Source organism: Allobosea sp. 67-29 (assembly GCF_001898115.1).
Lineage (GTDB): Bacteria > Pseudomonadota > Alphaproteobacteria > Rhizobiales > Beijerinckiaceae > Allobosea.
Window position 1 is genome coordinate 37,404 of the sequence record NZ_MKSQ01000019.1, and the last position, 21,705, is coordinate 59,108.

The 21,705-nt window shown below is 67.8% G+C and carries 37 protein-coding genes and 2 tRNA genes; 31 read left to right on the forward strand and 8 right to left on the reverse strand.

All coding sequences use genetic code 11. The annotated features are described in order from the left end of the window. Positions 1 to 142 precede the first annotated feature (142 nt). Genes BGO20_RS14990 through BGO20_RS15060 form a run of 15 tightly spaced genes read left to right on the forward strand, consistent with a single transcriptional unit; the run spans position 143 to position 5,961 of the window. Entirely contained in the window at positions 143 to 376 is a 234-nt protein-coding gene (locus BGO20_RS14990) for a hypothetical protein (protein ID WP_291664463.1), read from the forward strand. Positions 377 to 379: 3 nt separating this feature from the next. Continuing rightward, positions 380 to 838 (forward strand): hypothetical protein, encoded by a 459-nt coding sequence (locus BGO20_RS14995; protein WP_291664462.1) that lies wholly within the window; start codon positions 380 to 382, stop codon positions 836 to 838. Beyond that, positions 835 to 1,101, forward strand: a complete 267-nt coding sequence (locus BGO20_RS15000; RefSeq protein WP_291664461.1) for a hypothetical protein — start codon at positions 835 to 837, stop codon at positions 1,099 to 1,101. The genes BGO20_RS14995 and BGO20_RS15000 overlap by 4 nt, the downstream gene beginning before the upstream one ends. After that, positions 1,098 to 1,511, forward strand: a complete 414-nt coding sequence (locus BGO20_RS15005) for a hypothetical protein (RefSeq protein WP_291664460.1) — start codon at positions 1,098 to 1,100, stop codon at positions 1,509 to 1,511. The genes BGO20_RS15000 and BGO20_RS15005 overlap by 4 nt, the downstream gene beginning before the upstream one ends. Beyond that, the gene (locus tag BGO20_RS15010) at positions 1,511 to 2,278 is read left to right on the forward strand and encodes a methyltransferase (RefSeq protein WP_291664459.1); all 768 of its coding nucleotides are present in this window, start codon (positions 1,511 to 1,513) and stop codon (positions 2,276 to 2,278) included. Before BGO20_RS15005 ends, BGO20_RS15010 begins: the two co-directional genes overlap by 1 nt. Then, a complete protein-coding gene (locus BGO20_RS15015) occupies positions 2,275 to 2,712 on the forward strand; it encodes a hypothetical protein (RefSeq protein WP_291664458.1) in 438 nt (145 codons plus the stop codon). The genes BGO20_RS15010 and BGO20_RS15015 overlap by 4 nt, the downstream gene beginning before the upstream one ends. Continuing rightward, on the forward strand, positions 2,709 to 2,987 hold the full coding sequence (locus tag BGO20_RS15020; RefSeq protein ID WP_291664457.1) for a hypothetical protein: 279 nt from the start codon (positions 2,709 to 2,711) through the stop codon (positions 2,985 to 2,987). The genes BGO20_RS15015 and BGO20_RS15020 overlap by 4 nt, the downstream gene beginning before the upstream one ends. Further along, positions 2,984 to 3,376 (forward strand): hypothetical protein, encoded by a 393-nt coding sequence (locus tag BGO20_RS15025; protein WP_291664456.1) that lies wholly within the window; start codon positions 2,984 to 2,986, stop codon positions 3,374 to 3,376. Before BGO20_RS15020 ends, BGO20_RS15025 begins: the two co-directional genes overlap by 4 nt. Before the next feature lies 1 nt (position 3,377). Continuing rightward, the gene (locus BGO20_RS15030) at positions 3,378 to 3,620 is read left to right on the forward strand and encodes a DUF2312 domain-containing protein (protein WP_291664455.1); all 243 of its coding nucleotides are present in this window, start codon (positions 3,378 to 3,380) and stop codon (positions 3,618 to 3,620) included. Next, on the forward strand, positions 3,617 to 3,898 hold the full coding sequence (locus BGO20_RS15035) for a hypothetical protein (protein ID WP_291664454.1): 282 nt from the start codon (positions 3,617 to 3,619) through the stop codon (positions 3,896 to 3,898). The genes BGO20_RS15030 and BGO20_RS15035 overlap by 4 nt, the downstream gene beginning before the upstream one ends. Beyond that, on the forward strand, positions 3,898 to 4,179 hold the full coding sequence (locus tag BGO20_RS15040) for a hypothetical protein (RefSeq protein ID WP_291664453.1): 282 nt from the start codon (positions 3,898 to 3,900) through the stop codon (positions 4,177 to 4,179). The genes BGO20_RS15035 and BGO20_RS15040 overlap by 1 nt, the downstream gene beginning before the upstream one ends. After that, positions 4,176 to 4,556 (forward strand): hypothetical protein, encoded by a 381-nt coding sequence (locus BGO20_RS15045; RefSeq protein WP_291664452.1) that lies wholly within the window; start codon positions 4,176 to 4,178, stop codon positions 4,554 to 4,556. Before BGO20_RS15040 ends, BGO20_RS15045 begins: the two co-directional genes overlap by 4 nt. Further along, complete coding sequence (locus BGO20_RS15050) at positions 4,543 to 4,809, forward strand: hypothetical protein (RefSeq protein ID WP_291664451.1); 267 nt, start codon at positions 4,543 to 4,545, stop codon at positions 4,807 to 4,809. Before BGO20_RS15045 ends, BGO20_RS15050 begins: the two co-directional genes overlap by 14 nt. After that, entirely contained in the window at positions 4,806 to 4,985 is a 180-nt protein-coding gene (locus BGO20_RS15055) for a hypothetical protein (RefSeq protein ID WP_291664450.1), read from the forward strand. The genes BGO20_RS15050 and BGO20_RS15055 overlap by 4 nt, the downstream gene beginning before the upstream one ends. Then, entirely contained in the window at positions 4,978 to 5,961 is a 984-nt protein-coding gene (locus BGO20_RS15060; protein ID WP_291664449.1) for a DUF5131 family protein, read from the forward strand. Before BGO20_RS15055 ends, BGO20_RS15060 begins: the two co-directional genes overlap by 8 nt. Before the next feature lie 11 nt (positions 5,962 to 5,972). Here the strand turns inward: BGO20_RS15060 and BGO20_RS15065 are convergent, their stop codons facing one another. Beyond that, on the reverse strand, positions 5,973 to 6,239 hold the full coding sequence (locus BGO20_RS15065) for a hypothetical protein (RefSeq protein ID WP_291664448.1): 267 nt from the start codon (positions 6,237 to 6,239) through the stop codon (positions 5,973 to 5,975). Between the two features lie 29 nt (positions 6,240 to 6,268). Here BGO20_RS15065 and BGO20_RS15070 point away from each other — a divergent pair, with 29 nt between their 5' ends. Genes BGO20_RS15070 through BGO20_RS15125 form a run of 12 tightly spaced genes read left to right on the forward strand, consistent with a single transcriptional unit; the run spans position 6,269 to position 12,500 of the window. Then, on the forward strand, positions 6,269 to 6,769 hold the full coding sequence (locus tag BGO20_RS15070) for an ASCH domain-containing protein (protein ID WP_291664447.1): 501 nt from the start codon (positions 6,269 to 6,271) through the stop codon (positions 6,767 to 6,769). Further along, positions 6,766 to 7,038: a hypothetical protein gene (locus tag BGO20_RS15075; protein WP_291664446.1), complete on the forward strand. Its 273-nt coding sequence runs from the start codon at positions 6,766 to 6,768 to the stop codon at positions 7,036 to 7,038. The genes BGO20_RS15070 and BGO20_RS15075 overlap by 4 nt, the downstream gene beginning before the upstream one ends. Continuing rightward, complete coding sequence (locus BGO20_RS15080; protein WP_291664445.1) at positions 7,035 to 7,556, forward strand: DUF1643 domain-containing protein; 522 nt, start codon at positions 7,035 to 7,037, stop codon at positions 7,554 to 7,556. Before BGO20_RS15075 ends, BGO20_RS15080 begins: the two co-directional genes overlap by 4 nt. Further along, a complete protein-coding gene (locus BGO20_RS15085; RefSeq protein ID WP_291664444.1) occupies positions 7,553 to 7,804 on the forward strand; it encodes a hypothetical protein in 252 nt (83 codons plus the stop codon). Before BGO20_RS15080 ends, BGO20_RS15085 begins: the two co-directional genes overlap by 4 nt. Further along, positions 7,801 to 8,661, forward strand: a complete 861-nt coding sequence (locus BGO20_RS15090) for an HNH endonuclease signature motif containing protein (RefSeq protein WP_291664443.1) — start codon at positions 7,801 to 7,803, stop codon at positions 8,659 to 8,661. Before BGO20_RS15085 ends, BGO20_RS15090 begins: the two co-directional genes overlap by 4 nt. Further along, positions 8,658 to 8,963 (forward strand): MerR family transcriptional regulator, encoded by a 306-nt coding sequence (locus tag BGO20_RS15095; RefSeq protein ID WP_291664442.1) that lies wholly within the window; start codon positions 8,658 to 8,660, stop codon positions 8,961 to 8,963. Before BGO20_RS15090 ends, BGO20_RS15095 begins: the two co-directional genes overlap by 4 nt. After that, complete coding sequence (locus BGO20_RS15100) at positions 8,960 to 10,357, forward strand: hypothetical protein (protein ID WP_291664441.1); 1,398 nt, start codon at positions 8,960 to 8,962, stop codon at positions 10,355 to 10,357. The genes BGO20_RS15095 and BGO20_RS15100 overlap by 4 nt, the downstream gene beginning before the upstream one ends. Beyond that, a complete protein-coding gene (locus BGO20_RS15105) occupies positions 10,357 to 10,626 on the forward strand; it encodes a hypothetical protein (RefSeq protein ID WP_291664440.1) in 270 nt (89 codons plus the stop codon). The genes BGO20_RS15100 and BGO20_RS15105 overlap by 1 nt, the downstream gene beginning before the upstream one ends. Continuing rightward, positions 10,623 to 10,859, forward strand: coding sequence for a hypothetical protein (locus BGO20_RS15110; protein WP_291664439.1), 237 nt, complete (start codon positions 10,623 to 10,625; stop codon positions 10,857 to 10,859). The genes BGO20_RS15105 and BGO20_RS15110 overlap by 4 nt, the downstream gene beginning before the upstream one ends. Then, positions 10,847 to 11,362, forward strand: a complete 516-nt coding sequence (locus BGO20_RS15115; RefSeq protein ID WP_291664438.1) for a hypothetical protein — start codon at positions 10,847 to 10,849, stop codon at positions 11,360 to 11,362. Before BGO20_RS15110 ends, BGO20_RS15115 begins: the two co-directional genes overlap by 13 nt. After that, positions 11,359 to 11,931, forward strand: coding sequence for a J domain-containing protein (locus tag BGO20_RS15120; protein ID WP_291664437.1), 573 nt, complete (start codon positions 11,359 to 11,361; stop codon positions 11,929 to 11,931). Before BGO20_RS15115 ends, BGO20_RS15120 begins: the two co-directional genes overlap by 4 nt. Further along, positions 11,931 to 12,500 carry a DUF4326 domain-containing protein gene (locus tag BGO20_RS15125; protein WP_291664436.1) on the forward strand — a complete coding sequence of 190 codons (570 nt, stop codon included), beginning with the start codon at positions 11,931 to 11,933 and terminating at the stop codon, positions 12,498 to 12,500. Before BGO20_RS15120 ends, BGO20_RS15125 begins: the two co-directional genes overlap by 1 nt. Positions 12,501 to 12,504: 4 nt before the next feature. Here BGO20_RS15125 and BGO20_RS15130 read toward each other — a convergent pair whose 3' ends face one another. Next, positions 12,505 to 12,753, reverse strand: a complete 249-nt coding sequence (locus tag BGO20_RS15130) for a hypothetical protein (RefSeq protein ID WP_291664435.1) — start codon at positions 12,751 to 12,753, stop codon at positions 12,505 to 12,507. A 279-nt stretch (positions 12,754 to 13,032) separates the two neighbouring features. Further along, positions 13,033 to 13,107: transfer RNA gene (locus tag BGO20_RS15135), tRNA-Thr, on the reverse strand. A 230-nt stretch (positions 13,108 to 13,337) separates the two neighbouring features. On the opposite strand from BGO20_RS15135, the gene chrA reads away from it, so the two are divergent. Then, positions 13,338 to 14,537, forward strand: coding sequence for a chromate efflux transporter (chrA, locus tag BGO20_RS15140; RefSeq protein ID WP_291664512.1), 1,200 nt, complete (start codon positions 13,338 to 13,340; stop codon positions 14,535 to 14,537). A gap of 64 nt (positions 14,538 to 14,601) precedes the next feature. Here the strand turns inward: chrA and BGO20_RS15145 are convergent, their stop codons facing one another. Then, positions 14,602 to 16,260, reverse strand: a complete 1,659-nt coding sequence (locus tag BGO20_RS15145) for an MFS transporter (RefSeq protein WP_291664434.1) — start codon at positions 16,258 to 16,260, stop codon at positions 14,602 to 14,604. 296 nt (positions 16,261 to 16,556) lie between these two features. Here BGO20_RS15145 and BGO20_RS15150 point away from each other — a divergent pair, with 296 nt between their 5' ends. Then, entirely contained in the window at positions 16,557 to 17,075 is a 519-nt protein-coding gene (locus tag BGO20_RS15150) for a hypothetical protein (RefSeq protein WP_291664433.1), read from the forward strand. A 90-nt stretch (positions 17,076 to 17,165) separates the two neighbouring features. Here BGO20_RS15150 and rlmB read toward each other — a convergent pair whose 3' ends face one another. Beyond that, on the reverse strand, positions 17,166 to 17,972 hold the full coding sequence (gene rlmB / locus BGO20_RS15155; RefSeq protein WP_291664432.1) for a 23S rRNA (guanosine(2251)-2'-O)-methyltransferase RlmB: 807 nt from the start codon (positions 17,970 to 17,972) through the stop codon (positions 17,166 to 17,168). A gap of 102 nt (positions 17,973 to 18,074) precedes the next feature. Between rlmB and BGO20_RS15160 the strand changes: the two genes are divergently transcribed. Both BGO20_RS15160 and BGO20_RS15165 read left to right on the forward strand, forming a co-directional pair. Further along, positions 18,075 to 18,629, forward strand: coding sequence for an AAA family ATPase (locus BGO20_RS15160; protein ID WP_291664431.1), 555 nt, complete (start codon positions 18,075 to 18,077; stop codon positions 18,627 to 18,629). Positions 18,630 to 18,798: 169 nt separating this feature from the next. Further along, positions 18,799 to 18,883 (forward strand) — tRNA-Tyr (locus BGO20_RS15165). 238 nt (positions 18,884 to 19,121) lie between these two features. Here BGO20_RS15165 and BGO20_RS15170 read toward each other — a convergent pair. From BGO20_RS15170 to BGO20_RS15180, 3 genes are read right to left on the reverse strand one after another with little or no spacing between them, the layout of a single operon-like run. Further along, positions 19,122 to 19,868, reverse strand: a complete 747-nt coding sequence (locus BGO20_RS15170; protein ID WP_291664430.1) for an SDR family NAD(P)-dependent oxidoreductase — start codon at positions 19,866 to 19,868, stop codon at positions 19,122 to 19,124. Between the two features lie 19 nt (positions 19,869 to 19,887). After that, positions 19,888 to 20,856 (reverse strand): carbohydrate kinase family protein, encoded by a 969-nt coding sequence (locus BGO20_RS15175; RefSeq protein WP_291664429.1) that lies wholly within the window; start codon positions 20,854 to 20,856, stop codon positions 19,888 to 19,890. Positions 20,857 to 20,904: 48 nt separating this feature from the next. Next, positions 20,905 to 21,597 (reverse strand): class II aldolase/adducin family protein, encoded by a 693-nt coding sequence (locus BGO20_RS15180; RefSeq protein ID WP_291664428.1) that lies wholly within the window; start codon positions 21,595 to 21,597, stop codon positions 20,905 to 20,907. Positions 21,598 to 21,705 lie beyond the last annotated feature (108 nt).

Here is a 21,705-nt window from a genome sequence, read left to right on the forward strand (position 1 = left end):
GACGCGAATCGGATCCGCCCCATTTATGCTTCCTCCAGTCCGCGCGACAGCATAACGGGCCGGTGAATACATTTCGTGCTTGACGACTGTTGATTGCATTATGTAATCATCGCGGCATCGAAACGCATCCGGGGCTGATCCGATGTCGCCTGTCGCTGCCCGCCCGCTTGCCGGGATCATCCGCTTTGAGCCGCCTCCGGCCGCCCCCGCGGCGCCTCTGCAGCCGATCTGCTACCTCCCGACTTCTGACGAGATCCGCGCCCATGGCGCCAAGCTGCTGCTCCGCCGTGCGCTGTTGTCCCTGGTGGAGCTCGCCTGCGTCGGCGTCTTCCTCGCCGCGGTCCTGATCTGGGCCGCACTCGGCGCGGGGGCGTGAGCGATGGCCAGCCTCGCCCGTTTCGGCCATGACGCCGATCCGGCCCGGGATTTCTGTCTCGAGGTCGATTCCATCGCCGCGCAACTGGCCGAAGATCGGCCGCTCACGAATTACCTGCGCGAGCGGATCTCGGCCGCGCTCGACTTCATCGTCGGCGGCGATATCGCTGCCGTTGCGGCGAAGGCGAAACTGCGCCAGATCGCGGACGGCATCCGCGCGGAGATCGGCGCGATGTCGCGCGAGCTCGGCTCCGGCTCCATCACCCTCACGGCGCCGAACGGCGCGATCTATCACCTGACGCTGGAAGGTGACGATCTCTGGGTGCACCTCGAGGCCGCGCCCGGACAATCCGCCCGTATCGACTATGAGGCCAATGCCGGCAACGAAGGCTGGCTCCGGCCGCAGCAGCGTCCCGCGCTGCGTTCGACGATGCCGATACGGCGGGCGAGGGCGGCAGCATGATGTCGGCGTTCGTCATCGGCGCCGGAGTCGGGCTGCTGCTCGTCCTGATCGTGTGGATCGACCGGGCGCATGCCCGGACCTGGCGCCAGCGTCAGCTGCTCAACGACTACATCTACGACCAACGCGATTGGTGGCGGCTCTGGAACGAGCTCGACCAGGTTCCCTATGAGCGGCACTTCCGGGCCGTTTTGCTCGGCCGCGACCCGGCCGGGCTCTACTCGGCGCAGCTTGCCACTGCTCTGGCCGGCGAGGTGGCGCGATGACGGCTTCGCTCGATGCATCGGTCCGGCTGCCGCTGACGGATCTCGACGACGCCGCGCAGGTTGCCGCGCAGCGTCTGCGCCTGGTGGCGGCGGCGCCGGAGCTCGACGGCATCGTCACGGTGACGGCGGCCCAACGCCTGGAGCGCGCGGTCGAAGCCGATCGCCAACGCCGGGCCGAGCAGATGCTGGCCGGCTGCGGCGGGGATGTCGGCTTCGGCGCCTTCCACAACCGGTTGCGGATCCTGCTCTCGATCGACCGGCACGAGCTTGTCGAAGCCGGCGTGCTCGACACCCAGGACCTGCTGGGCTGGTCGCAGTTCCAGCACGACCCCTTCCGCGCCTTCCTCCGCCTCGATACGCGCCGGGCCTCGGCGCTTTGGGGCCTCGTCCAGTCCAGGGAGACCCGGTGATGCGTGCGATCCCGGCCGAAGTTCTCGCCGAGCTCGACAAGTCCGTCTGCGCCGGCAATTCGCTGACCCTGACCGGCCGGATCGAGCCCAAGCTCTACCGGGCCGTCAACAAGGTCGTCGAGGCCGCCGGCGGCAAATGGAACCGCAAGGCGGGCTGCCATGTGTTCGACGGCGACGCCGGCGAGGCAATCGAGCAGGTCATCCTGAGCGGGGGCGTCGGCCGGAAGCAGGAGCTCGGGCAGTTCGACACGCCTCCGGAAATCGCGGCGCGGGTCGCCGCGCTGGCGGAGATCGAGCCCGGAATGCGGGTGCTGGAACCCAGCGCCGGCATCGGGTGCCTTGCCTTGCCGGCACTGCGCGCCGGCGCCCAGGTCCTCGCGGTCGAGATCGACCCGAAGCGGTCTCTCAGGCTGGTGAGCGAACTGACCGGCCACGACGCCATGGTCCTGGAGGGCGACTTCCTCGCCTTCGCGGCGGCCGGCCAGATCGGCGTCTTCGATCGGGTGGTGATGAACCCGCCCTTCGCGCGGCAGGCCGATATCGACCATGTCATGGCGGCGGAGCGTCGCATGAAGCCGGGCGGCGTCCTCGTCGCGGTGATGTCGGCGGGCATCGTCTTCAGGACCAACTCGAAGACCTTCTTCTTCCGGCAGTGGCTCGCCGATCGCGGCGACCTCGTCGAACACCTGCCCGCCGATTCCTTCAAGGCGTCGGGCACGAGCGTAAGTGCCTGCATCGTCAAGCTGTCGGCGCGAGGCAGCCGATGACGCTCGATCTCGCCCTGGCGCGGAAGGCGAAGCGTACCGGCCTCACCGGCCACGAGCTGGGCCGCAAGCTTGGCGTCTCGCATGGCGAGGCCAATACTCTTGCCGATGTCGGCCGGAAGCTTGCCCGCATCGACGGCTATGCCCTGACCGCGGGCGAGATCCTGGTCATGAAGATCATCGCCGCCGCGACCCGCGAGGGCCTGTCGAACGGGGCGACGAAATCGCCGGAATCCCGCTGCGTTTCCACCAAGGCGGGAAAGTCGCGTGGTTGGTGTGCCGCGACCGTCGGCAAGCGCCTGTTCGTCAGCCGTCATAACCGGGTCACCGGGCGCGCCGAGCGCGGCCTCGGCTTCGTCGAGCTCGCCGGCAATGGCTATGTCTGGCTGACCCCGGCGGGCTGGGCTGTGATCCACGCCATGGAGTCCGGCCGATGAGCGTCCCCGTCGACGAACACGACCAGGCGCTGCTCGAGGCCGTGGTCCGCGGCGAGGCCTACCAGGGTGCCCTGCAGCGATATGCACATGGCAACGGCAGCTCGGACGGCGTTGCCCGCACGCTGCTGCGGGAAGCCCGGTTCTGGCATCAGCGCCAGGCGTTGCGCGCCGCGCTCCATGCCTTGCGGTCCTACGAAAACGGCAATGCCTCGCCTGACCTGGCGAAGGCGATCGCCGACATCTGCGAGATCGAACTGAAGGGAGGCGCGACGTGATTGTCGATCGCGAAGACATGGAGCGCAAGCTCGCTCCAAGCCGTGCGGCGCTCGCCTCGCGGGCCAGCGCCCCTGGCGCCGCCGGTCTCCGGGCGCGCGTTGGCTTGGCCACAACGGCGCTGGACGACTGGTATGCCGATGAGATCGCGCGCGGCAGCAGCCAAGCCGAGATTTCGACGGCGCTGGTGTCGCGTCTCGGCGAGATCGTCGGTGTGACCCTCGCCAGCTTCCGGGCGGAGAGCCCTAAAGGGCTGGAGCACGTTGCGGCCGTCCGGGCTTCCCTGGTCGAGCTGCTCGAGATCTCCATCAACAAAACGCTGGCGGCCATCGACGCGATGTCGACGGAAGAGCTCGCCCAGCATTCCTACGCAATCCACCAGGAGCAGTGACATGGACGACCCGGTTCAGGGCGATCAGCTGAAGAGCATCGTCGAGCGCATCGAGCGCCTCGAGGAGGAAAAGAAGACGATCGCCGACGACATCAAGGAGGTCTACGCCGAGGCCAAAGGCATCGGCTACGACGTCAAGGTGCTGCGCAAGGTGATCGCGATGCGGAAACGCGATCTCGACGAGCGCAAGGAGGAAGAGGCGATCATGGACCTCTACCTCCAGGCCGTCGGAGAGACGGCATGACGGACGGCGACCGCGCACTCGACTTCGACGCGGTCAGCCGCGAGCTCGCCGCGCTCGGCATCCATCGGGTCGACGGCGAGCCGTTCACCGAGCGGCAGGTCCGCCGGCTCGCCGACGACCACAAGCTGCCGTTCTTCAAGGCGCCGCATGGTCGCCGGCTAATCATGCGCAGCGCGCTGATGGAAACCGTCGCGGCGTGGCAGGTCAACGCCCGCCGCGAGATGTCCAATGCCCGGGCCGAAGTGGAACGGGCGCGCCGTCCGAAGGGGAGGGCGTGATGCACCCGATGACGATGTCCGGCATCTCGGATCACGAGCGTGACTGCCTGCAGCACGCCCTGGGGCTGAACCGCGCTCGCAACCCCTATCGCAACATGTTCATGGCCGAGCCCGGCTCGCCTGACGATCTCGTCTTCCAGGAGCTGCAGCGTCGCGGCCTCGCCCGGCTGCACAGTGGGCCGCGCCCCGGCCTTTACCCCGACAACAGCTGGCGCGTCACCGAGGCCGGAGCCCGTGCCGCCGGTGCCACCCCCGACCAGGCCAGGAGGATCGCAGCATGACACAGACGACGGAGGAGGCGGCCGTGGCCACCGAGGATGACGGCTGGGATTGGTGCGTCGTCGAGATCTTTGGGCATCGCCGCCATGTCGGCCGCGTCCGCGAGGAGGAGCGCTTCGGGACCAAGATGCTGCGCATCGACATCCCGAAGGTTGATTACGAGACGCAGGCCATCACCGGTTTCAGCAGCCACTACTACGGCGGTGCCTCAATCTTCTCGATGACGCCGACGGACGAGACCTCCGCCATCCGCGTCAACCGCGGCTATGCGCCGCCGTCGCGCACCGCCCTGCCGGCTCCGGCCGAGTCTCCCGACGAAGACCAGGATGACGATTTCCTCGCCGATGACGACGAGGAGGACAACGATGTCGACGGTTGATCGCAGCCAACACGTCATGGAGGCGGTATCGCGCGATCTGCGCCGTATCGCCGGTGTCGTCGACGAGGAGATCCGCGAAGCGGCCGGCGAGCCCGTCGCGTTCACGCTGTTCGTCTGGACCAAGGGCCGCTGCAGCTACATCAGCTCCGCAACCGAGCGGGGCGAGATCATCACCGTGCTCGGGGCGATGATCGCACGCTGGAAGGCGGGCGAGGCGGATATCCCGGCGCACCTGGCGAGGCCGGACCAATGATGCCGCTCTTTCAGGCCGGCGCCGCCGTTTTCGGCGTGTTCGGAGCGCTGGAAGGCGTCCGGGCAGTCTCCCTGTTCCGGGATCGTAACCCCCAGGCCTCATCCGCCGCGGGCGCTGCAGCACTCCTGCTGAGCCTGGGCCTGATCTTCATCGTGATGGCGCGCATCGATGGGTGAGAATTCCGCGATCGAGTGGTGCGACCACACCTTCAACCCCTGGGAGGGCTGCCAGAAGGTCGGCCCGGGTTGCGACCACTGCTATGCCGAGACCCGCAATCGCCGCTTCGCCGGCGTTGCCAACTGGGGGCCGCACGCTCCGCGGCGCCGGACCTCGGCCTCGAACTGGGCCCAGCCGCGGATCTGGAACCGGAAGGCGCAGGCCTTTCGAGCGAAGCATGGCCATTGGCCGCGGGTGTTCTGCGCCTCGCTGGCGGATGTGTTCGACAGCGCCGTCGACCCGACCTGGCGCCGCCAGCTCTGGGAGCTGATCCGCGATACCCCGGATCTGCGCTGGATCTTGCTCACCAAGCGAGTCGGCAACATCGCCGGCAAGCTGCCGTTCGGCTGGCTCGATGGAGCTTTCGACCATGTCGGGCTGATGATCACGGTCGTCGACCAGGACGAGGCCGATCGTGACATCCCCAAACTGCTCAACGTTCCGATCGCAGGCCGGCAGTGGTTCGGCGTCAGCCACGAGCCGGCGCTCGGCGCGATCCGCTGGAGCGGGGTGTCGTCGGACGGCAAGCGGATGTGGAACTGGCTGACCGGGGAGAGCGGGACCATGTATCCCGATGGCCCGGATTTCGATCATGGCCCGCGGCTGTCCTGGATCATCTATGGCGGCGAGAGCGGGGCTGACGCTCGCCCGTCGCATCCGGACTGGGCTCGCGCCGACCGCGATCTCTGCGCTGAGACCGGCACCGCCTTCATGCTGAAGCAGTGGGGGGAGTATGGGCCCTGCGAACTTCATCCCCCGGGCACGGCCGAATGCTCGGTCGTAACCTCCACAGGACGTCATCTGGTCGGCCAGGACGCCGTCTGGGGTGATCCCAGTGATGAGCGGGCCGAGATCATAGCGCGCTTCGGCAAGACCAAAGCCGGGCGCCTTCTCGACGGCCGCGAGCATCTCGAATTCCCGGAGGCGCTTTCATGAGGCGCCAACTCTTAGTGCCGAGGCAGTCCGTTCGCCCGGAGAACCTCAACTTGGCCGAGGGCGTGAACGACCAGCCCCAGGGCGGCATCGATCACCGCGTCCGAGACGTCCGGAGCAACATTAACGAGCAGCGCGCGGAGCGCCTTGTCGCTGTCCGGCACTCGGTCAGCCATGCCCAACACCTGCATCGCAAGCGCCGCGACCGATGTGGCGAGTGCGACGCTCGATACTTCGACAGCTCGCTGTTCCCAGCCTTCAGGCATCGAATCATTGGACATGCCGGCATCATGAACAGGAGAGCCCGGGCATGAAAGCCCTTACCGTGTGGCAGCCCTGGGCCTCGCTGATTGCCATCAAGGCGAAGCCTTTCGAGTTCCGCGGGTGGCTGCCGCCGCCGGCGATCGTCGGTCAGCGCATCGCGATCCACGCCGGGGCTCGGCCGGTGCGGGGCTCGGAGGTCCGTGCCCTGCTGCTGGCGCTGAAGGGCGATGCCAGGATGACCAATCCCTGTCTCAACGCCGAGATCGCCATCCCGGCGCTGGAGCAGATCCTGGCCTCGCTGTCGAAGTCGCCGGATACCCTGTTCGGCACAGCCAGCGAGCGTTCGATCCCGCTTTCTCATGTCGTCTGCACTGCCGTCGTCGGCCGGCCGCGCCGCGGCGACGACATCGCGGGAGAGTTCGGCGCCGGCAACGATTCCGACCGCGACGGCACCTTCAACTGGGGCTGGCCGATGCTCGACGTCCAGCCGCTGGAGCCGCCGATCCCGGCGAAAGGCGCGCAAGGGCTATGGGAGTGCAGGCTATGATGACTGCCGGAGAGCGCTTCCGCCCGGCCTGGCGCGACCTCAGGCCCGGCGACCCATGGACATTCATCACGTCCGATCCGATCCGCATGGGTATTCGGGGTGGCATGCATGCCGAGGCGGGCAGCATCATCGAATGGCTGCCGGGTGACGGCCTGCCGCTGCTGTTCCGCGTCGACGAGATCGCGTGGTCCGATATCCGCCGGAAGCGCCTCGCCTATAGCTGCACGCATATCGCCCAGCCGCCTGTTTTCGAGGGGCGAGAGCCATGACGCTGTTCCCCGCCACACCTCCCGCCGGGTCGGCTGTGACCTCGCCTTGCGGACGGTACCGCTACCTCGCCGTTCGTGAATTCGGCGGGCCCGGCCCGGTGATCTCGATCGGGTTGGTCAACCCGTCGACGGCCGATGGCGAGCAGAACGACGCCACGATGCGCCGGATGGTCGGCTTCGCCCGCCGCATGGATGCCAGCCGGCTGCTGGTCTGGAACAAGTTCGCCTGGCGCGATCGCGATGTCCGCGCGCTACGCGGAGTCGGTGATCCGATCGGTCCGGAGAACGACCGCTACATCGAGCAGGCTCTGCGGGAATCGGAGATCCGGGTCGTCGCCTGGGGGCCGCTGGCGAAGCTACCTGCGCGGCTGCACGGCCGCTGGCGCGAGGCCTGTGCGATCGCCGATCGGATCGGCGCCGAGCTGCAGTGCTGGGGCAGGGCCGGGGACGGCCATCCCCTGCACCCGCTGATGCTGCCTTACGAACTGCCGCTGAAACTCTGGGAGCGCCCGCTGTGAAGAACAAGCTGTCAGACCTCAACGATCATCTCTTCGCGCAGCTCGAGCGTCTCGGCGAGGAGGGGCTGACGCCCGATCAGATCGCCAGCGAGGTGAAGCGCGCGGAAGCGATCGTCCAGGTCTCCGGTCAGATCGTCAGCAACGCCGCTCTGCAGGTAAAGGCGGCATCGCTCATGGCCGAGCACGGCTCGAAGATCGGGCCCTATATGCCGGCGATCGAAGGCCGTGGCCTCAAGGCGATCCCATGAAGCGCCGGGTCATCCCCTACAGCGACGAGGAGATGGCCTGGCTCGAGGCCACCCGGATGATGGTGATCTCCGATTATCACAGCGGTTTCGTCACCGCTTTCGACAGGCCCGATGTTCGCATGGAGCACCTCCATGCCTTGCGGAAGCGCAAGGGCTGGAAGGTCGGCCGGGCCGGAGGCCGCTATGCCGGGCGGCTGCGGCTGTTCAATGCTGAGGAGGTTGCCTGGCTACGGGCCAACGCCACCCTGCCACACGAGGAGTATTATCGCGGGTTCCGCGCGGCTTTCGGCCGGGAGGACGTTTCTCCTGCCCAGGTCAGGGCGGCGCGGAAGCGCCAGCGCTGGAAGACCGGGCGTACGGGCCGGTTCGAGAAAGGCCAGGCGCCGCGGAACAAGGGCAAGCGCTGCGCGCCGGGTACCGGCGGGCTTCATCCGAACGCCGTCCGGACGCACTTCAAGAAGGGGCAGCGGCCTCACACCTATCGCGGGCCCGGGCATGAGCGCATCGACGAACAGGACGGCTACGTCATCCTGATCGTCGAGGAACGCAACCCCTGGACCGGCGCCGCGACCAGGCAGGTCCACAAGCATCGCTGGCTTTGGGAGAAGGCCAACGGCCCGCTGCCGGAAGGCTTCGTCCTGAAATGCCTCGACGGCGACAAGACCAACACCGATCCGTCGAACTGGGAGGCGGTGCCGCGCGCCGTCCTCGCCCGCCTCAACGGTGGTCGGCACAAGACCTTCCTCGCCTTCGACGACGCGCCTGCCGAGCTGAAGCCGACGCTGCTGGCCAGGGCGAAGCTGCAGCACAAGCTCAGCACCCTCAAACGCCGCACTGAGAAGGAATCGCAGCGATGACGACCTATGGCATCGGCCAGATGGCCGCGGAATTCGGCCTGACCCTGCGGGCCCTGCGCTTCTACGAACAGCGCGGCCTGATCAAGCCGACGCGCAAGGGCCGCGAACGCCTGTACTCCGACGCCGATCGGGAGCGGATCCGCAGAATCGTCGAGCTCACAGGTCTGGGCTTCAGCCTGCGCGAGATCCAGGCCGGGCAATTCGACCGAGAGAGGCTCCAGCAGCAGCTCGAGCACATGCGCCGGCAGCGCTCCGATATCGATGGAGCCATCGCCGAGCTCGAACGGAGGATCGTGGCGTGACGTCCCCAGCAGAAGCCTTGCCTTCCCAGACGAGCGGAGCGTGGGAATGGCGCAGTCGGGTCAAGGGAGGCGCATGGGACGCATGGGAACAGGGTCGCTTCGGTCAGGAAATTCCGCCCTTCGCGGACGTGCAGGAACGCTGGACAGGCCCCGCCACCCTCGCCAAGTCCGCCTCGGAGCCTGCGGGCGGCGGGGACGGATGGAGAGATATCAGCACGGCGCCTAAAGACGAACGCGTCACCTTCATCGCATGCGAAGGGCCTTTCACCTATCAGTGCGGCTGGCAGGTCGAGGATGATGGCGAAGGCCGTCGTCGCGAGGGCTGGTATGATTTCGAGAACCAGTCTTTTGAGAACCCAACCCTGTGGCAGCCTTTCCCCAAGGCGCGTGACGCCGCCCTGTCCGCTCCCGCGTCGCCATCCCCTGCCGAGGCAGAAGCGCGGGAAGATGCTTGTCTATTCGGCGCGGGGTACTTGCGCGTCAATGCGGACGGTTCGCTGGACCGGATCGAGCCGCGTTCTGTGAAGTTCAAGGCTCCCCGTGCCGAGGCAGAAGCCTTGCCGACCGGGGGGGATGCGGTGGCGAGCTATCCTAGCCGGGTGGCGCAGGCGTGCGCGGTTCTGTTCGATGGCGACCCCACCGACGTTGCCGAGCGCCGTGATCGCTTTGCGGAGGAGGCCAACGAAGTTTGTCAGGCTTTCGGCATGACGCGCGAGGAGGCACACGCTCTCGTCGATTACACCTATGGTCGCCCGGTAGGCGAGCCCGGCAAGGAGATCGGCGCGGCTATGACCTCGCTGACATCGTTGGCCAATGAGGCCGGATACGGCCTGATGGAATGCGCCGAAGCCGATCTCGCAAACCTCATCCGGCCGGAGACGATCGCGCGCATCCGTGCCAAGCGAGCGACACGCCACGGTCGCGGCCCCCTACCGGGTCTCTCGACACCTGCCGAAGCAGAAGCGCGAGACAGCGTTGCGCGCGCGATAGCGAGAGGCGATGGCATCGAGCTCGATTGGCTCCCCGATCAGTCGAGCCCTCGCTGGCAGCGCTACCGCAAGCTGGCCGACTTCGCGCTGGCATCCCTCCCGACCCCGAAGGCAGGGAAGATGGTCTGCGCAGCGGATTACGTCGTCTGGTCCAACGAGCATAGCGCATGGTGGGGGCCTGACGAAGCTGGCTATCGCGCCAAGCTCGAGGAAGCAGGCCGTTATGACCGCGAGCAGGCGCTCGCCATCTGCGCCGGCGCGCGCGGCGGCCGCCAGTATAACGAAAACCCCTCCGAGGTCCCGGTCCTCTTCGAGGATGCGGCGCGGTTCTGGCCGAATGACGCGCCCGAATGGCGCAGCGAACGCTGGCGCCGAAGCATGCCCGCCGATGAGGAGGGGGCGTGATGCTGGCGAACGAAGACGAGTGCCGCGCGATGGGGCTTGACGTGAAAGCCGTCGACAGGATCGCACGCCGCATCAATAGAGCCATGAAAGACGCGAACAGACTCGGGCTGATCCTTTTTGGCGGCGCCGGCAGCGGTTCGCTTCGCGGCGATGCCGACGAGCGCGGCCGTCGCCTGATCGTTGCAGATTTCGACGGCACCAATTGGGATGGTGGAGACGGCGGCGGAGGCCAATGCGAAGACGGCTTGCTGCGTGGAGAAGGTCTATGAAGCCGGCCATGCTCACGGCCCTGCACTGGCCGGGCGAACTGCCGCGGCTGGGCGACTACATCATGGCGGCGCGCGGCCGCACCGCCTTCAAGGTCGTCGAGATCCTGATGCCGACGAAGCCTGGCGCCCGGTATGTCGCTCGATTCCGCTGCGAGCGTCACTACGCTCTCCCGCATGATGCCGTGATCCATGGCTGGGAATGGGCGAAGAGGGAGCGGTCATGCCGGTCCTGAGCTACGGCGGCGCCATCGTTCCCTGGAATGCGTCCTGGACCGGCGAGGACCGCTATGAGGTCCGACCGTGCCGCTGGGCCAAGGGCAAGCGGGCGATGTGCTCGCCGCACAATCCCGGCGTCGGCAAGCCGGTCTTCGCGAAGCCGCATTTCGTCCGGCAGCGCCGCTCTATCATGGAGATGCGCTGCACCGTCTGCGGGGACGAGACGCCCGCCGGCGATCGCTGGTGGTTCAAGCTCGGCGAATTCAATGAAGGCTGGTTCATGACGGCCGAGTCGCCGGTGCATCGCTGCTGCGCTGAGCTCGCCTTGAAGCACTGCCCGCACCTCCGCGGCCGCGCCGGGGACCTCGAGCGCTTCCCGGGCGGAGCGTCCGTGCTGTTCTCGATCATCGCCGGCGCCGCCGTGGAACGGGATTTCGGCGTGGCGGTCACCGCGCATCAGCCGGCGATCGGGCATCTCAAGCTGGCCTGGCCGGCCTCGCACTTCAGGGTGAAACGATGACGACTCCCTATCCGCTGTCCTGGCCGCACGGCATGCCGCGCGCGAAATCCCGTCGGACATCCCAGTTCCGGACCAGCCTGTCAGGCGCCCTGGCGAATGTCCGCGACTCGCTGCGCCGCTTCGGTGCCGACAGCGGCCGTCCGGTCAGCGAGATCATCATCTCGTCCAACGTCAGTCTGGGCCAGGACAAGCCGTCCGATCCCGGCGTCGCCGTGTGGTTCCTCTGGGACGGCGAGCAGCGCTGCTTCGCCGTCGACATCTACGGGAAGCCGGCCGAGAACCTCCAGGCCATTCATCACGTCCTCGAGGCGCGCCGCACCGAGATGCGTCATGCCGGCGTCGCCATGGTGAAAGCCGCGATGGCCGGTTTTGCCGCGGCGCTTCCTCCGCCGGGCAGCAAGCCCTGGAACGAGATCCTTGGCGTCGCCGCCGATGCCTCGCCAGCGGCGATCGATGCCGCCTACCGGCGCCTGGCGGCCGAACGCCACCCCGACAAGCCCGGGGGATCCGAGGCGATGATGGCCGAGCTCAACGCCGCGCGCGACCAGGCCCGCAAGGCGCACCGCTGATGGCGCAGTATGGGCAGCGGATCCAGCGCAGCCGGAAGCCTGGGGCGCGGGTTCCCAGCGATACCGTCTATGTCGGCCGCTCCGGGAAAGGCCTCGGCCGCTGGGGCAACCCCTTTCGCGTCGCCGGCCCGGCTGCGATCGCGCTGGCCGGCTGCTGGCATCTCGACACCTGGAAGGCCCGGCAATGGGCGGCGGCGAAGCTCTTCGCCCACTGGATCGCCGGCCGGCTCACCGATATGACTCAACCGGTCCAGGATGCAGCCCTGGCCGAGCTCCGGCAGCAGGGGAGCCCGCTGCCGCCGACGCTGGATCAGATCCGCGCGGAGTTGACCTGGCACGCCGGCGGCGACGGCCGCGATCTCTGCTGCTGGTGTTCGCCTTTCGTCGACTGCCACGCCGACATCCTGCGCGCCGTCGCGATCGGCGCCGATCCCATCATCGCTTCGGGGACGTCGCCGCTCTGGGCGGACAATTTCCGGATGACAGAGCGGAATCGCGAATTCGCCCGCCGCGAGATCCGTGAGAACATTCGCCGCCGCGGCTATGTGAAGGGCTGGACGGCGTGGTGATAGGCTAGGCGCCTATCAGTCTCGGCAGCAGAAGTGTCCCGGCCTGCGCAAAGGCCGAAATAGCGGCGAGCCAGGCCGCGATCGCATTTCGCCGCGCCTGCTTCTCGATCTTGTTCACCACGGACCACGGCGGCCCGCTAGCCCACGCTGTAGGCATTGGGGTGGCGATAATCGCTGCTGCCACCCAGAATCCGCCGGACCCGAGTGCAGCGATGGCCGCCACTGCCGGCAGCCAGGTCAACAACGTCGCCATATGATTCCCTCCCGCTCTTGAGATGCGACGATCGCTGCCGATGGTCGACGTGTCCAGCGAGGGGTGAAACGTGAACACCGAGGCTGGGTTTTGTACGGATTTTGTCGAGGCGCGACCGTGGCAGGCGAGGGCAGTGGCGGGCCTAGGCCGGTGCGGCGCGGGCAGAGGCCGCAACCGCATCACAACGAAACCTGCGACAAATATGCGTAAAATTATGCCTGAAGGCTCGAATCCCGGCCGAAACAGCCAAGAACTCAACTGCTGGGTCGCAAGTTCGAATGGTGCCGGAAGAGGGGATCGAACCCCCGACCTTCGGTTTACAAAACCGCTGCACTACCGCTGTGCTATTCCGGCGCCGATTGCCGGCCGGAACGGCCGGCAGCCGCCCTTCGGACCCGAGCCCGTCGGCGACCCCTAGCGGTTACCAGCCGGCGGGCAGGAGAGCAAGCACGGCGAGCGGACCGCGCGGCAGCGGCTACCGCCGCCGGGCGACAGGCGATAAAGCGCTTCTCCTGTCCCTAGGCCACGGATGCGGAGCGCGCTGCGCCATGAACTCCTCCTTGCAAGCGGATGTGCCGCAGGACATGGCCGGGCGGACAGAGCCCCCGAGACCGGGCGAGGTCTTTCGCGCATTCCTCAAGCTCGGGCTGACATCGTTCGGCGGGCCCGTCGCCCATCTCGGCTATTTCCGCGACGAGCTCGTGCTGCGGCGCAAATGGATCGACGAGGCCGGCTATGCCGATCTCGTCGCCCTGTGCCAGTTCCTGCCCGGCCCGGCCTCGAGCCAGGTCGGCTTCGCGCTCGGCCTGCTTCGCGGCGGCCCGTTGGGAGGGCTGGCGGCGTGGTGCGCCTTCACGCTGCCCTCGGCTGCGCTGCTGGTTCTCTTCGCCATGGGGGCGGGCGCCTTCGGCGGGCCGGTCGGGTCGGGCCTGGTTCACGGGTTGAAGCTGGTCGCGGTGGCGGTCGTGGCGCAGGCCGTCTGGGGAATGGCGCGCTCGCTGGCTCCGGACAGGCCGCGCGCGGCGATCGCTCTTCTCTCGGTCTTCGTCGTGGTTTTCGCGACAGGGTCGATCGGGCAGATCGCGGCGATCCTGGCCGGTAGCCTTCTCGGCGTCTGGTTGTGCCGCGACGGCGCGCCCGCGAGCCCGGCCCATCTCGCATTTGCGCTGTCGCGCCGCGCGGGCGCCTGCGCCCTGGCGGCCGCCTGTCTGCTCCTCGCGGCGCTGCCGCTGGCCGCGGCGGCGAGCGGCAGCCACGCCCTCGCGCTGTTCGACGTGTTCTATCGGGCCGGCGCGCTGGTGTTCGGTGGAGGACATGTGGTTCTGCCGCTATTGGAAACGGCGGTGGTGCGGCCCGGCTGGATCGACGCGAACGGATTCCTCGCCGGCTATGGCGCGGCTCAGGCCGTTCCCGGCCCGCTGTTCAGCTTCGCAGCCTTTCTCGGCGCCGCGATGGAACCCTGGCCCAACGGCATGCTCGGAGCCGCGATCTGCCTGGTCGGCATCTTCGTGCCCGGGCTGCTGCTCGTGGCGGGGGCGCTGCCGTTCTGGAACGCCTTGCGCCGGCGGCCGCTCGCACAGGCCGCGATGCGCGGCGCCAACGCCGCCGTCGTCGGGGTGCTCGCGGCGGCGCTCTACAGCCCGGTCTGGACAAGCGCGGTGACCGGCCCGCCCGATTTCGCGGTGGCACTCGCCGGCTTCGTCCTGCTGACGGTGTGGAAGGCGCCGCCCTGGCTGGTGGTGGTGCTGACCAGCGCGACCGGCGTGGCGCTCGCACTGCTCTGAACGCTGGCCATAAAAAAGGCCCCGCCCTTGCGGGCGGGGCCGTGATCGCCGCCGCGGGCGGCGATCACTTCAGGATGTCGCGATCCTTCGTCTCGGGCAGGAAGAGCAGGCCGATCACGAAGGTGCCGAGCGCCACGATGATCGGATACCACAGACCCGAGAAGATGTTGCCGCTCGCCGCCACGATGGCGAAGGCCGTCGGAGGCAGGAAGCCGCCGAACCAGCCGTTGCCGATGTGGTAGGGCAGCGACATGCCGGAGTAGCGGATGCGGGTCGGGAAGAGCTCGACCAGCAGGGCGGCGATCGGGCCGTAGACCATCGTGACGAAGAGCACGAGCACGAACAGGATGCCGACGGCCTTGAGCGCGCGGCCGTCGCTCAGGACCTGGCCGATCGAGGGCGTCTTCAGGATGCTGGCGTCACCCGCCTTGGGATAGCCGGCAGCCTGGGCCGCCGCGACGAGCTCGGCTGCTCCGCTGGGGGCGTCCGTGCCGTTGACCGTCGCCTTGAGCGGCGAGCCTGCCGGGCCGGGGACCAGCTCGTAGTGGATCGAGTTGGTCGCCAGCGTGCGGCGGACCACGTCGCAGGGCTTGGTGAAGGTGCGCACGCCGACGGGGTCGAAGAGCGTGCCGCAGGCGGCCGGATCGGAGGTGAGCACGACCTTGACGTTCTCGGTCGCGCTGGTGAGCTTCGGGTTCACCGTGTTCGCGAGCATCGTGAACAGCGGGAAGTAGGTCAGCGCCGCGATCAGGCAGCCGGCCAGCAGGATCGGCTTGCGGCCGATCTTGTCCGAGAGCCAGCCGAAGAAGATGAAGAACGGCGTGCCCAGCAGCAGCGAGAACGCGATCAGCAGGTTGGCGGTGGTGCCGTCCATCTTGAGCGTCTGGGTCAGGAAGAACAGCGCGTAGAACTGGCCGGTGTACCAGACCACGGCCTGGCCGGCGGTGCCGCCGAGCAGCGCGACGATGCCGATCTTGGCGTTGGCCCAGGTGCCGAAGGCTTCGGTGAGCGGAGCCTTCGAATGGGTGCCTTCCTCCTTCATCCGCAGGAACGCCGGCGATTCGGCGAGCTGCAGGCGGATCCAGACCGAGAAGCCGAGCAGGATGATCGAGAGCAGGAAGGGCACGCGCCAGCCCCAGGCGGCAAAGGTCTCCGGCGCCATGCTGAGGCGCAGGATCAGGATGACGATCAGCGACAGGAACAGGCCGACCGTTGCCGTGGTCTGGATCCAGGAGGTGTAGAAGCCGCGGCGACCCATCGGGGCGTGCTCGGCGACATAGGTCGCGGCGCCGCCGTATTCGCCACCGAGAGCGAGGCCCTGCAGCAGGCGGCAGGCGATGAAGATGGTGGGAGCGGCGTAGCCGATGCTCTGGAAGCTCGGCAGCAGGCCGACCAGGAAGGTCGAGAGGCCCATCACCACCATGGTGACGAGGAAGGTGTATTTGCGGCCGATCATGTCGCCGAGGCGGCCGAAGAACAGCGCGCCGAAGGGGCGCACCGCGAAGCCCGCGGCGAAGCCGAACAGCACGAAGATGAACTTCGCCGTATCGTTGTCGCCGGGCACGAAGGTCTGCGCGATGTTGGCGGCGAGAGAGCCGGCCAGATAGAAGTCGTACCACTCGAAGACCGTGCCGGCCGACGAGGCGATGATGACCTTCCGTTCTTCCCTGGTCATCGGCCGCGGCGCGGAGGCCGATCCCGATGTCTGCGATGCCATGCTCATGGCGTGTTGCCTCCCCTGGTGAAATGCGCTTCCGCAGCGCGGCCCGGCTTCGATCGATCCGGTTTCCGCGCCGCCGGAACGGCGGGATTCCCGCACCGTTCCGGATCGACGCTGAGGTTTGCGCGCGGAAAGACACGGGCGCAATCAAGCACTTGGTCTTGCACCGTTGGTCTTAAGACTATCGATGGAGGAGCGATGCGGCGGGGAAGCGCCGTCGATGCAGGCTGGTCAGCGGCCGCCGGTTCACTATAATCCAATTGCGGAGGCCTGACGAGATGCGGATGAGGAGACGCACCATGGCGTTGCGTATCATCGGCCTGTCCTGCGGACTGCTGCTGGCCGCGAATCTGTCGCTCGACCCGGCTCTGGCCGGCGGTCGCGGAGGCGGTGCCGGGGCCCGTGCGACGAGCACCGCCTCGATCCATCACCCCGAGATGCGCGCCTTCCGGAGCAATCCGCGGGCTGCTCGCGCGGATTTTCGTCGCGGCCGGCACCATCGCTGGGCCTGGGGCGGCCCGGGCTTTGTCGATCCCTGGCTCTTCTATCCGCCGGGGAGCAGCGCAACGGTCGCCGTCATCGCGCATCCCGCCGAACCGGCGCCGCCCGTCGATGCCGATTCCTTCGAGAACCTGACGGCGCGCGCCGGCATCCGCCGGGGGCCGCCGCCCGAGCCGACGATCTACCGGCTGGAAGGTCCGCGCCTGCGGCCCGCGGCGCGGGTCATCCGCATCGGGGCGGCCGAGCCCGCCGGCAGGCGGACGCGCTATGCCCATGCCGAGACCGGAGCCTTGCTGCTGACCGTGCCGCGGCGGTAGGCCGATCCCGCAGGAGAGCGCCTGGCGTTGCGGCCAGGCGCGCCGCCTCGCCGCCGGTGGTCCGACGGAAACCGGCGGCCGACGTACCGGTCAGCGCCGGCGGCTCGCGGCGTAAAGCGCGATCGCCGTCGCGTTGGAGACGTTGAGGCTGGTGATCGCGCCGGGCACTTCGAGCCGGGCGACATGATCGCAGAGTTCGCGGGTCCGCTGGCGCAGACCCTTGCCCTCGGCGCCCATCACCATGACGAGCGGCCGGCGCAGGGCGACCTCTTCGAGCGCGACATCGCCTTCCGAATCGAAGCCGAGGCGCAGGAAGCCGCGTTTGCCCAGCGTCTCCAGCGCGTCGCCGAGATTGCGGACGGCGACGAGCGGGACATGTTCGAGCGCGCCGGAGGCGGATTTCGCCAGCACGCCCGTCGCGGCCGGGGAGTGGCGGATGGTGACGATCACCGCCGCCGCGCCGAAGGCGGCAGCCGAGCGCAGGATCGCGCCGACATTGTGCGGGTCGGTGATCTGGTCGAGCGCGAGGACGACGGCATCGTCCGGCAGGCTGTCGAGATCGGGCGAGGGCAGGGGCTCACAGACCAGATAAAGTCCCTGATGCACCGAATCGGGCGTCAGCAGCCGATCGATCTCGGACGGGCGCACGAGTTCCGCCTCGACCGGCAAGTCACCGATCTCCTCCCGCAGGCGGCGCAGCGCATTCTCGGTGGCGAGCAGGCGCCGGAAGCGCCGGTGCGGGTTGCGCAGGGCCTCGACGACGGGGTGGACGCCATAGAGAACGGCCTCGTCGATATCGCCGGGACGGTGCGGCGGCGGGGCGCCGGCGCGGCGGGCATGACCGCCCGGCCGGTTGCCGGCCGGCCTGGCCTGTTTGGGACGGAATGGCGGCGCCATCGCTTTCTCCAGAATTTCTCCGCCTGCCGTGCCACGGCACGGCGCTCTTGACCAGCGCGGAACGATCCGCGCGCCCCTCCTTCCCTTCGAAAGGTTCAAACCATGGCAGATGCCAGTCAGCGCTTCGTGGTCATCACCGGCGGCCCGGGCTCTGGCAAGACTACCCTGATCGAGGCTCTCGCGGCTTCCGGCCATGCGGTGATGCCGGAAGCGGGCCGACAGGTCATCCGCGAGCAGCTCGCGGCAGGCGGGCAGGGGCTGCCCTGGGCCGATCGCGAGCGCTTCGCGGCATTGATGCTGGCCCGGGACCTGCGCAATCATGCGGCGGCGCGGAGCAGGACCGGCTTCGTGTTCTTCGATCGCGGCATTCCCGACATCGCCGGCTATCTTTCGCTGTGCGGATTGCCTGTATCGCAAGCCGTCGAGCGGGCCGCCCGCGAATGCCGCTACCGCCGGAGCGTGTTCATCGCGCCGCCATGGCCCGAGATCTTCGCCGGGGATGCCGAGCGCAAGCAGGACTTCGCCGAGGCGCAGCAGACCTGTGAGGCGATGCTCCAAGCCTATCCGCGCTTCGGCTACGCGCTTCTGGAACTGCCGCGGGCGAGCATCGCCGAGCGCGTCGCCTTCATGATGAGGCATCTCGCAGCCCCGGCGTGAGCGCGTTTGCACAGGAACGGCCTTCCGACGGGAAGGAATTTGCGCCGGCGACCTTTTTGCCGTTGACACGCCGCGGCCCGGTCACCATAAGTCCGGCCGCGCCTGCCGGTCGTCACGACAGTGACATATCGGTGGCCCGCGGCTCGAAGAGCCGGTCATGGGCGCAGGCGGGGGAATGTCCCGAGCGGCAAAGGGGGCGGACTGTAAATCCGCTGGCTATGCCTTCGCAGGTTCGAGTCCTGCTTCCCCCACCATTTTTTTCCTAAGTATTTGATTTTTCTTTTTTTAGTGGCGTTCCCTGCGCCTGACGATGAGGTGTGGGAATAAGGCGTTCGATTTCGGTTCCGGAATCAGGAGCGCAGCGGCCTCTCGGGCAAGCCGAGTGCGGTTCGCTGCACGTGTGGCGCCAGCCTTGCGAAGGCCGTGGGTCGCTTCAACCCCGCGGCTCGTCCGAGCAGGCTGGCGACAACCTCGGCCTGATGCTTTTAACAGCTAGCTGTAGAAGATGCCGCCATCCACGTTCAGGGCCTGTCCGGTCACGAAGGCGGAATCGTCCGAAGCGAAGAACGCGACGGGACCCACGACATCCTCGGGATTCCCGAGCCTGTGGAGATCCGTGACTTTCTCGAAATACGCGACCCGCTCGGGGTCGCGCAGGTTGTTCATGCCCATCTCTGTCTGGATGATGCCAGGGCAGACTGCATTCACGGTGATGCCGTACTGCCCCAATTCCATCGAGGCGACGCGGGTGAAGCCGACTACCGCTGATTTCGACGCGGCATAGTGCGACTGGCCGGGGCCGCCAGTGCGCGCGGCGAGTGAGGCGATGTTGACGATGCGGCCGTATCGCCGTTCCCGCATATGGGGGATCATCGCCTGGGTCATCTGGAAGACCCCACGCGCATTGACGGCGAGCGTCGTGTCCCAGAGTTCCGGCGTCAGCTCCTCGATCGAGGCGAGCTTCAGGATGCCGGCATTGTTGACGAGGGCGTCGACATGGCCGAGACCCTGCACCGCTTCCGCCACCGAGCGGCGGCAATCGGCGGGATCGCTGACATCGGCCAGAGCGATGACGCAACGGCGGCCGTGGTTGCCGATCTCGGCCGCGGTTTCATCCAGCGCGGCTTTCTGGGTCGCAAGATCGGTCAGCGCCAGGTCGTAGCCGCGCTCGGCGAGCCCGATGGCGATGGCGCGGCCGATGCCCCGGCTGGCGCCCGTGACGATGGCTTGTCTGGTCATGTCTGTTCTCGCAGCAGCTTCAGGATAAGGGGCAGGTGGGCTTGCGCACCGGCAGGCTGTTCATCGCGTTCACGGTCTCGTCGAAGGAGACCAGATTCGCGCCGGAGCCGAGGCCGGTGGCGACGAGTGCAGCTGTCGCAGTCGCGAGGCGCGCGCATTCCGGAAGTGTCCAGCCGCGGGCAAGGCCGGCGATGAAGCCTCCGGAATAGGCATCGCCGCAGCCGGTGGTATCGCGCACCGGGACCTCGAAGGCCGGCATCGTGAACGCCTGGCCGTCTCGAGTCATGACGAAGGAGCCGTCCCCTCCGAGCGAAATCGCGCAGGCGCCGGCACCCTTGTCGAGGAAGAAGCGCGCGCAGGCGGCAGGATCGTGGGTTCCGACCATCGCGGCGGTCTCGTCGATGCTCGGCATGAAGAAATCGACCTCCGGCAGCAGCGGCTCCACCAATGCGAGGGTCTCGGCACGGGCCGAGATCAGGTCGAGCGTGGTGGTGCGGCCAGCTTTGCGCGCATCGGCGAGCAGTGCGCGCGATGGTTCGCCATCCATCGCCAGCAGCGAGCCGACACCGCCGAGATGGACGATCCGGCCCTCGCAGGCACGCGCCTGCGCTGCAGGCGAGATGCGCCAGCGGGCCGAGGCGCCGCGAGCATGGAGGGCGGGCCGCGATCCGTCGGGCCGGATCGGCAGAATAGTGGCGGAGGTCGGGCTGTCGGCGATGCGCTCCATCACGGAGACGTCGATGCCGTCGCGCTTCAGCGCGTCCAGCACCCAGTCCGCCTTCTCGTCCGCGCCGACGGCGCCGACCGCGAGCGCCTTCAGCCCTAGCCGTGCGCAGGGTACGACGGTTCCGCCCGCGGTACCGGCGACCGTGAGGCGGATCTCATCGATCAGGTAGCGCGTGCCGCCGGGCGGAATCTCGGTGACGGGCACGCCCAGGATATCGAGGATGTAGGAACCGCAGACGCTGACATCATGGGTGTGCGACATCGGAAGTCTTCTCGGAAAGAGAGGGAAAATGGCGGCGGCAGCGTCGGATCAGGCGGCGCCGGTCGGATCTGCGGCCAAGGGCTTCCTCTCGCGCAGGCCGTATTGGCCCCAGCGCTTCAGGATGCTGTCGATCTCCTCGTCCGGCAGGAGCGGCGGCGTGCCGATCTGAAGGCAGCCATGATACTGTTTCGCCAGGGTCTCGACCTCGATGGCGAGCCACATCGCCTTGCGCAGGCTGACGCCGGTGGCGATCAGGCCGTGATGGGCCAGGAGACAGGCACGTCGTCCGGTCAGCGCCTCGAGCGCCAAACGTGACAGTTCCGCCGTGCCGTACTGGGCGTAGGGCGCGCAAGGGATGTCGTTCCCGCCAGCGGCGGCGATCATGTAGTGGATGGCAGGGATGGTCTTGTGCATGATCGCGAGGATCGTGCAGTAGGTCGGATGGGCGTGGACCACCGCCTGCGCCTCGGGCTTGGCCTTGAGGATGTCGAGGTGGAAGCGCCATTCGGTGGAGGGCACATTGCCTTCTCGCGCCTTCCAGCCGCCACCCCAGTCCATGAAGACAATGTCCTCCGGGGTCATCTGATCGTAGGGCAGTCCTGACGGCGTCAGCAGGATGCCGCCGTCGACGCGAACGCCGATATTGCCCGAGGTGCCCTGATTGATGCCCGACGCCGTCATCTCCCGGCAGGCGTCGACGATGGATTGCCGCAGATCGCGGTCGTCCTGGTTTCCTCCCATCCCGCAGAGCCTCCCCGCTCCGGCGATCCCCGGGCGGTGCCGACGATCTGTTCTGCAGTTCAGAACACAATTTCATTTTATTGAAAGCGCATGCAACTTTTCAATGGC

Bases quoted from the DNA above. Each gene is read 5' to 3' on its own strand.
- BGO20_RS14990 (WP_291664463.1), top strand. From the start codon at position 143: ATGTCGCCTGTCGCTGCCCGCCCGCTTGCCGGGATCATCCGCTTTGAG.
- BGO20_RS14995 (WP_291664462.1), top strand. From the start codon at position 380: ATGGCCAGCCTCGCCCGTTTCGGCCATGACGCCGATCCGGCCCGGGAT.
- BGO20_RS15000 (WP_291664461.1), top strand. From the start codon at position 835: ATGATGTCGGCGTTCGTCATCGGCGCCGGAGTCGGGCTGCTGCTCGTC.
- BGO20_RS15005 (WP_291664460.1), top strand. From the start codon at position 1,098: ATGACGGCTTCGCTCGATGCATCGGTCCGGCTGCCGCTGACGGATCTC.
- BGO20_RS15010 (WP_291664459.1), top strand. From the start codon at position 1,511: ATGCGTGCGATCCCGGCCGAAGTTCTCGCCGAGCTCGACAAGTCCGTC.
- BGO20_RS15015 (WP_291664458.1), top strand. From the start codon at position 2,275: ATGACGCTCGATCTCGCCCTGGCGCGGAAGGCGAAGCGTACCGGCCTC.
- BGO20_RS15020 (WP_291664457.1), top strand. From the start codon at position 2,709: ATGAGCGTCCCCGTCGACGAACACGACCAGGCGCTGCTCGAGGCCGTG.
- BGO20_RS15030 (WP_291664455.1), top strand. From the start codon at position 3,378: ATGGACGACCCGGTTCAGGGCGATCAGCTGAAGAGCATCGTCGAGCGC.
- BGO20_RS15035 (WP_291664454.1), top strand. From the start codon at position 3,617: ATGACGGACGGCGACCGCGCACTCGACTTCGACGCGGTCAGCCGCGAG.
- BGO20_RS15040 (WP_291664453.1), top strand. From the start codon at position 3,898: ATGCACCCGATGACGATGTCCGGCATCTCGGATCACGAGCGTGACTGC.
- BGO20_RS15045 (WP_291664452.1), top strand. From the start codon at position 4,176: ATGACACAGACGACGGAGGAGGCGGCCGTGGCCACCGAGGATGACGGC.
- BGO20_RS15050 (WP_291664451.1), top strand. From the start codon at position 4,543: ATGTCGACGGTTGATCGCAGCCAACACGTCATGGAGGCGGTATCGCGC.
- BGO20_RS15055 (WP_291664450.1), top strand. From the start codon at position 4,806: ATGATGCCGCTCTTTCAGGCCGGCGCCGCCGTTTTCGGCGTGTTCGGA.
- BGO20_RS15060 (WP_291664449.1), top strand. From the start codon at position 4,978: ATGGGTGAGAATTCCGCGATCGAGTGGTGCGACCACACCTTCAACCCC.
- BGO20_RS15065 (WP_291664448.1), bottom strand. From the start codon at position 6,239: ATGTCCAATGATTCGATGCCTGAAGGCTGGGAACAGCGAGCTGTCGAA.
- BGO20_RS15070 (WP_291664447.1), top strand. From the start codon at position 6,269: ATGAAAGCCCTTACCGTGTGGCAGCCCTGGGCCTCGCTGATTGCCATC.
- BGO20_RS15075 (WP_291664446.1), top strand. From the start codon at position 6,766: ATGATGACTGCCGGAGAGCGCTTCCGCCCGGCCTGGCGCGACCTCAGG.
- BGO20_RS15080 (WP_291664445.1), top strand. From the start codon at position 7,035: ATGACGCTGTTCCCCGCCACACCTCCCGCCGGGTCGGCTGTGACCTCG.
- BGO20_RS15090 (WP_291664443.1), top strand. From the start codon at position 7,801: ATGAAGCGCCGGGTCATCCCCTACAGCGACGAGGAGATGGCCTGGCTC.
- BGO20_RS15095 (WP_291664442.1), top strand. From the start codon at position 8,658: ATGACGACCTATGGCATCGGCCAGATGGCCGCGGAATTCGGCCTGACC.
- BGO20_RS15105 (WP_291664440.1), top strand. From the start codon at position 10,357: ATGCTGGCGAACGAAGACGAGTGCCGCGCGATGGGGCTTGACGTGAAA.
- BGO20_RS15110 (WP_291664439.1), top strand. From the start codon at position 10,623: ATGAAGCCGGCCATGCTCACGGCCCTGCACTGGCCGGGCGAACTGCCG.
- BGO20_RS15115 (WP_291664438.1), top strand. From the start codon at position 10,847: ATGCCGGTCCTGAGCTACGGCGGCGCCATCGTTCCCTGGAATGCGTCC.
- BGO20_RS15120 (WP_291664437.1), top strand. From the start codon at position 11,359: ATGACGACTCCCTATCCGCTGTCCTGGCCGCACGGCATGCCGCGCGCG.
- BGO20_RS15125 (WP_291664436.1), top strand. From the start codon at position 11,931: ATGGCGCAGTATGGGCAGCGGATCCAGCGCAGCCGGAAGCCTGGGGCG.
- BGO20_RS15130 (WP_291664435.1), bottom strand. From the start codon at position 12,753: ATGGCGACGTTGTTGACCTGGCTGCCGGCAGTGGCGGCCATCGCTGCA.
- chrA (WP_291664512.1), top strand. From the start codon at position 13,338: ATGGCCGGGCGGACAGAGCCCCCGAGACCGGGCGAGGTCTTTCGCGCA.
- BGO20_RS15145 (WP_291664434.1), bottom strand. From the start codon at position 16,260: ATGAGCATGGCATCGCAGACATCGGGATCGGCCTCCGCGCCGCGGCCG.
- BGO20_RS15150 (WP_291664433.1), top strand. From the start codon at position 16,557: ATGGCGTTGCGTATCATCGGCCTGTCCTGCGGACTGCTGCTGGCCGCG.
- rlmB (WP_291664432.1), bottom strand. From the start codon at position 17,972: ATGGCGCCGCCATTCCGTCCCAAACAGGCCAGGCCGGCCGGCAACCGG.
- BGO20_RS15160 (WP_291664431.1), top strand. From the start codon at position 18,075: ATGGCAGATGCCAGTCAGCGCTTCGTGGTCATCACCGGCGGCCCGGGC.
- BGO20_RS15170 (WP_291664430.1), bottom strand. From the start codon at position 19,868: ATGACCAGACAAGCCATCGTCACGGGCGCCAGCCGGGGCATCGGCCGC.
- BGO20_RS15175 (WP_291664429.1), bottom strand. From the start codon at position 20,856: ATGTCGCACACCCATGATGTCAGCGTCTGCGGTTCCTACATCCTCGAT.
- BGO20_RS15180 (WP_291664428.1), bottom strand. From the start codon at position 21,597: ATGGGAGGAAACCAGGACGACCGCGATCTGCGGCAATCCATCGTCGAC.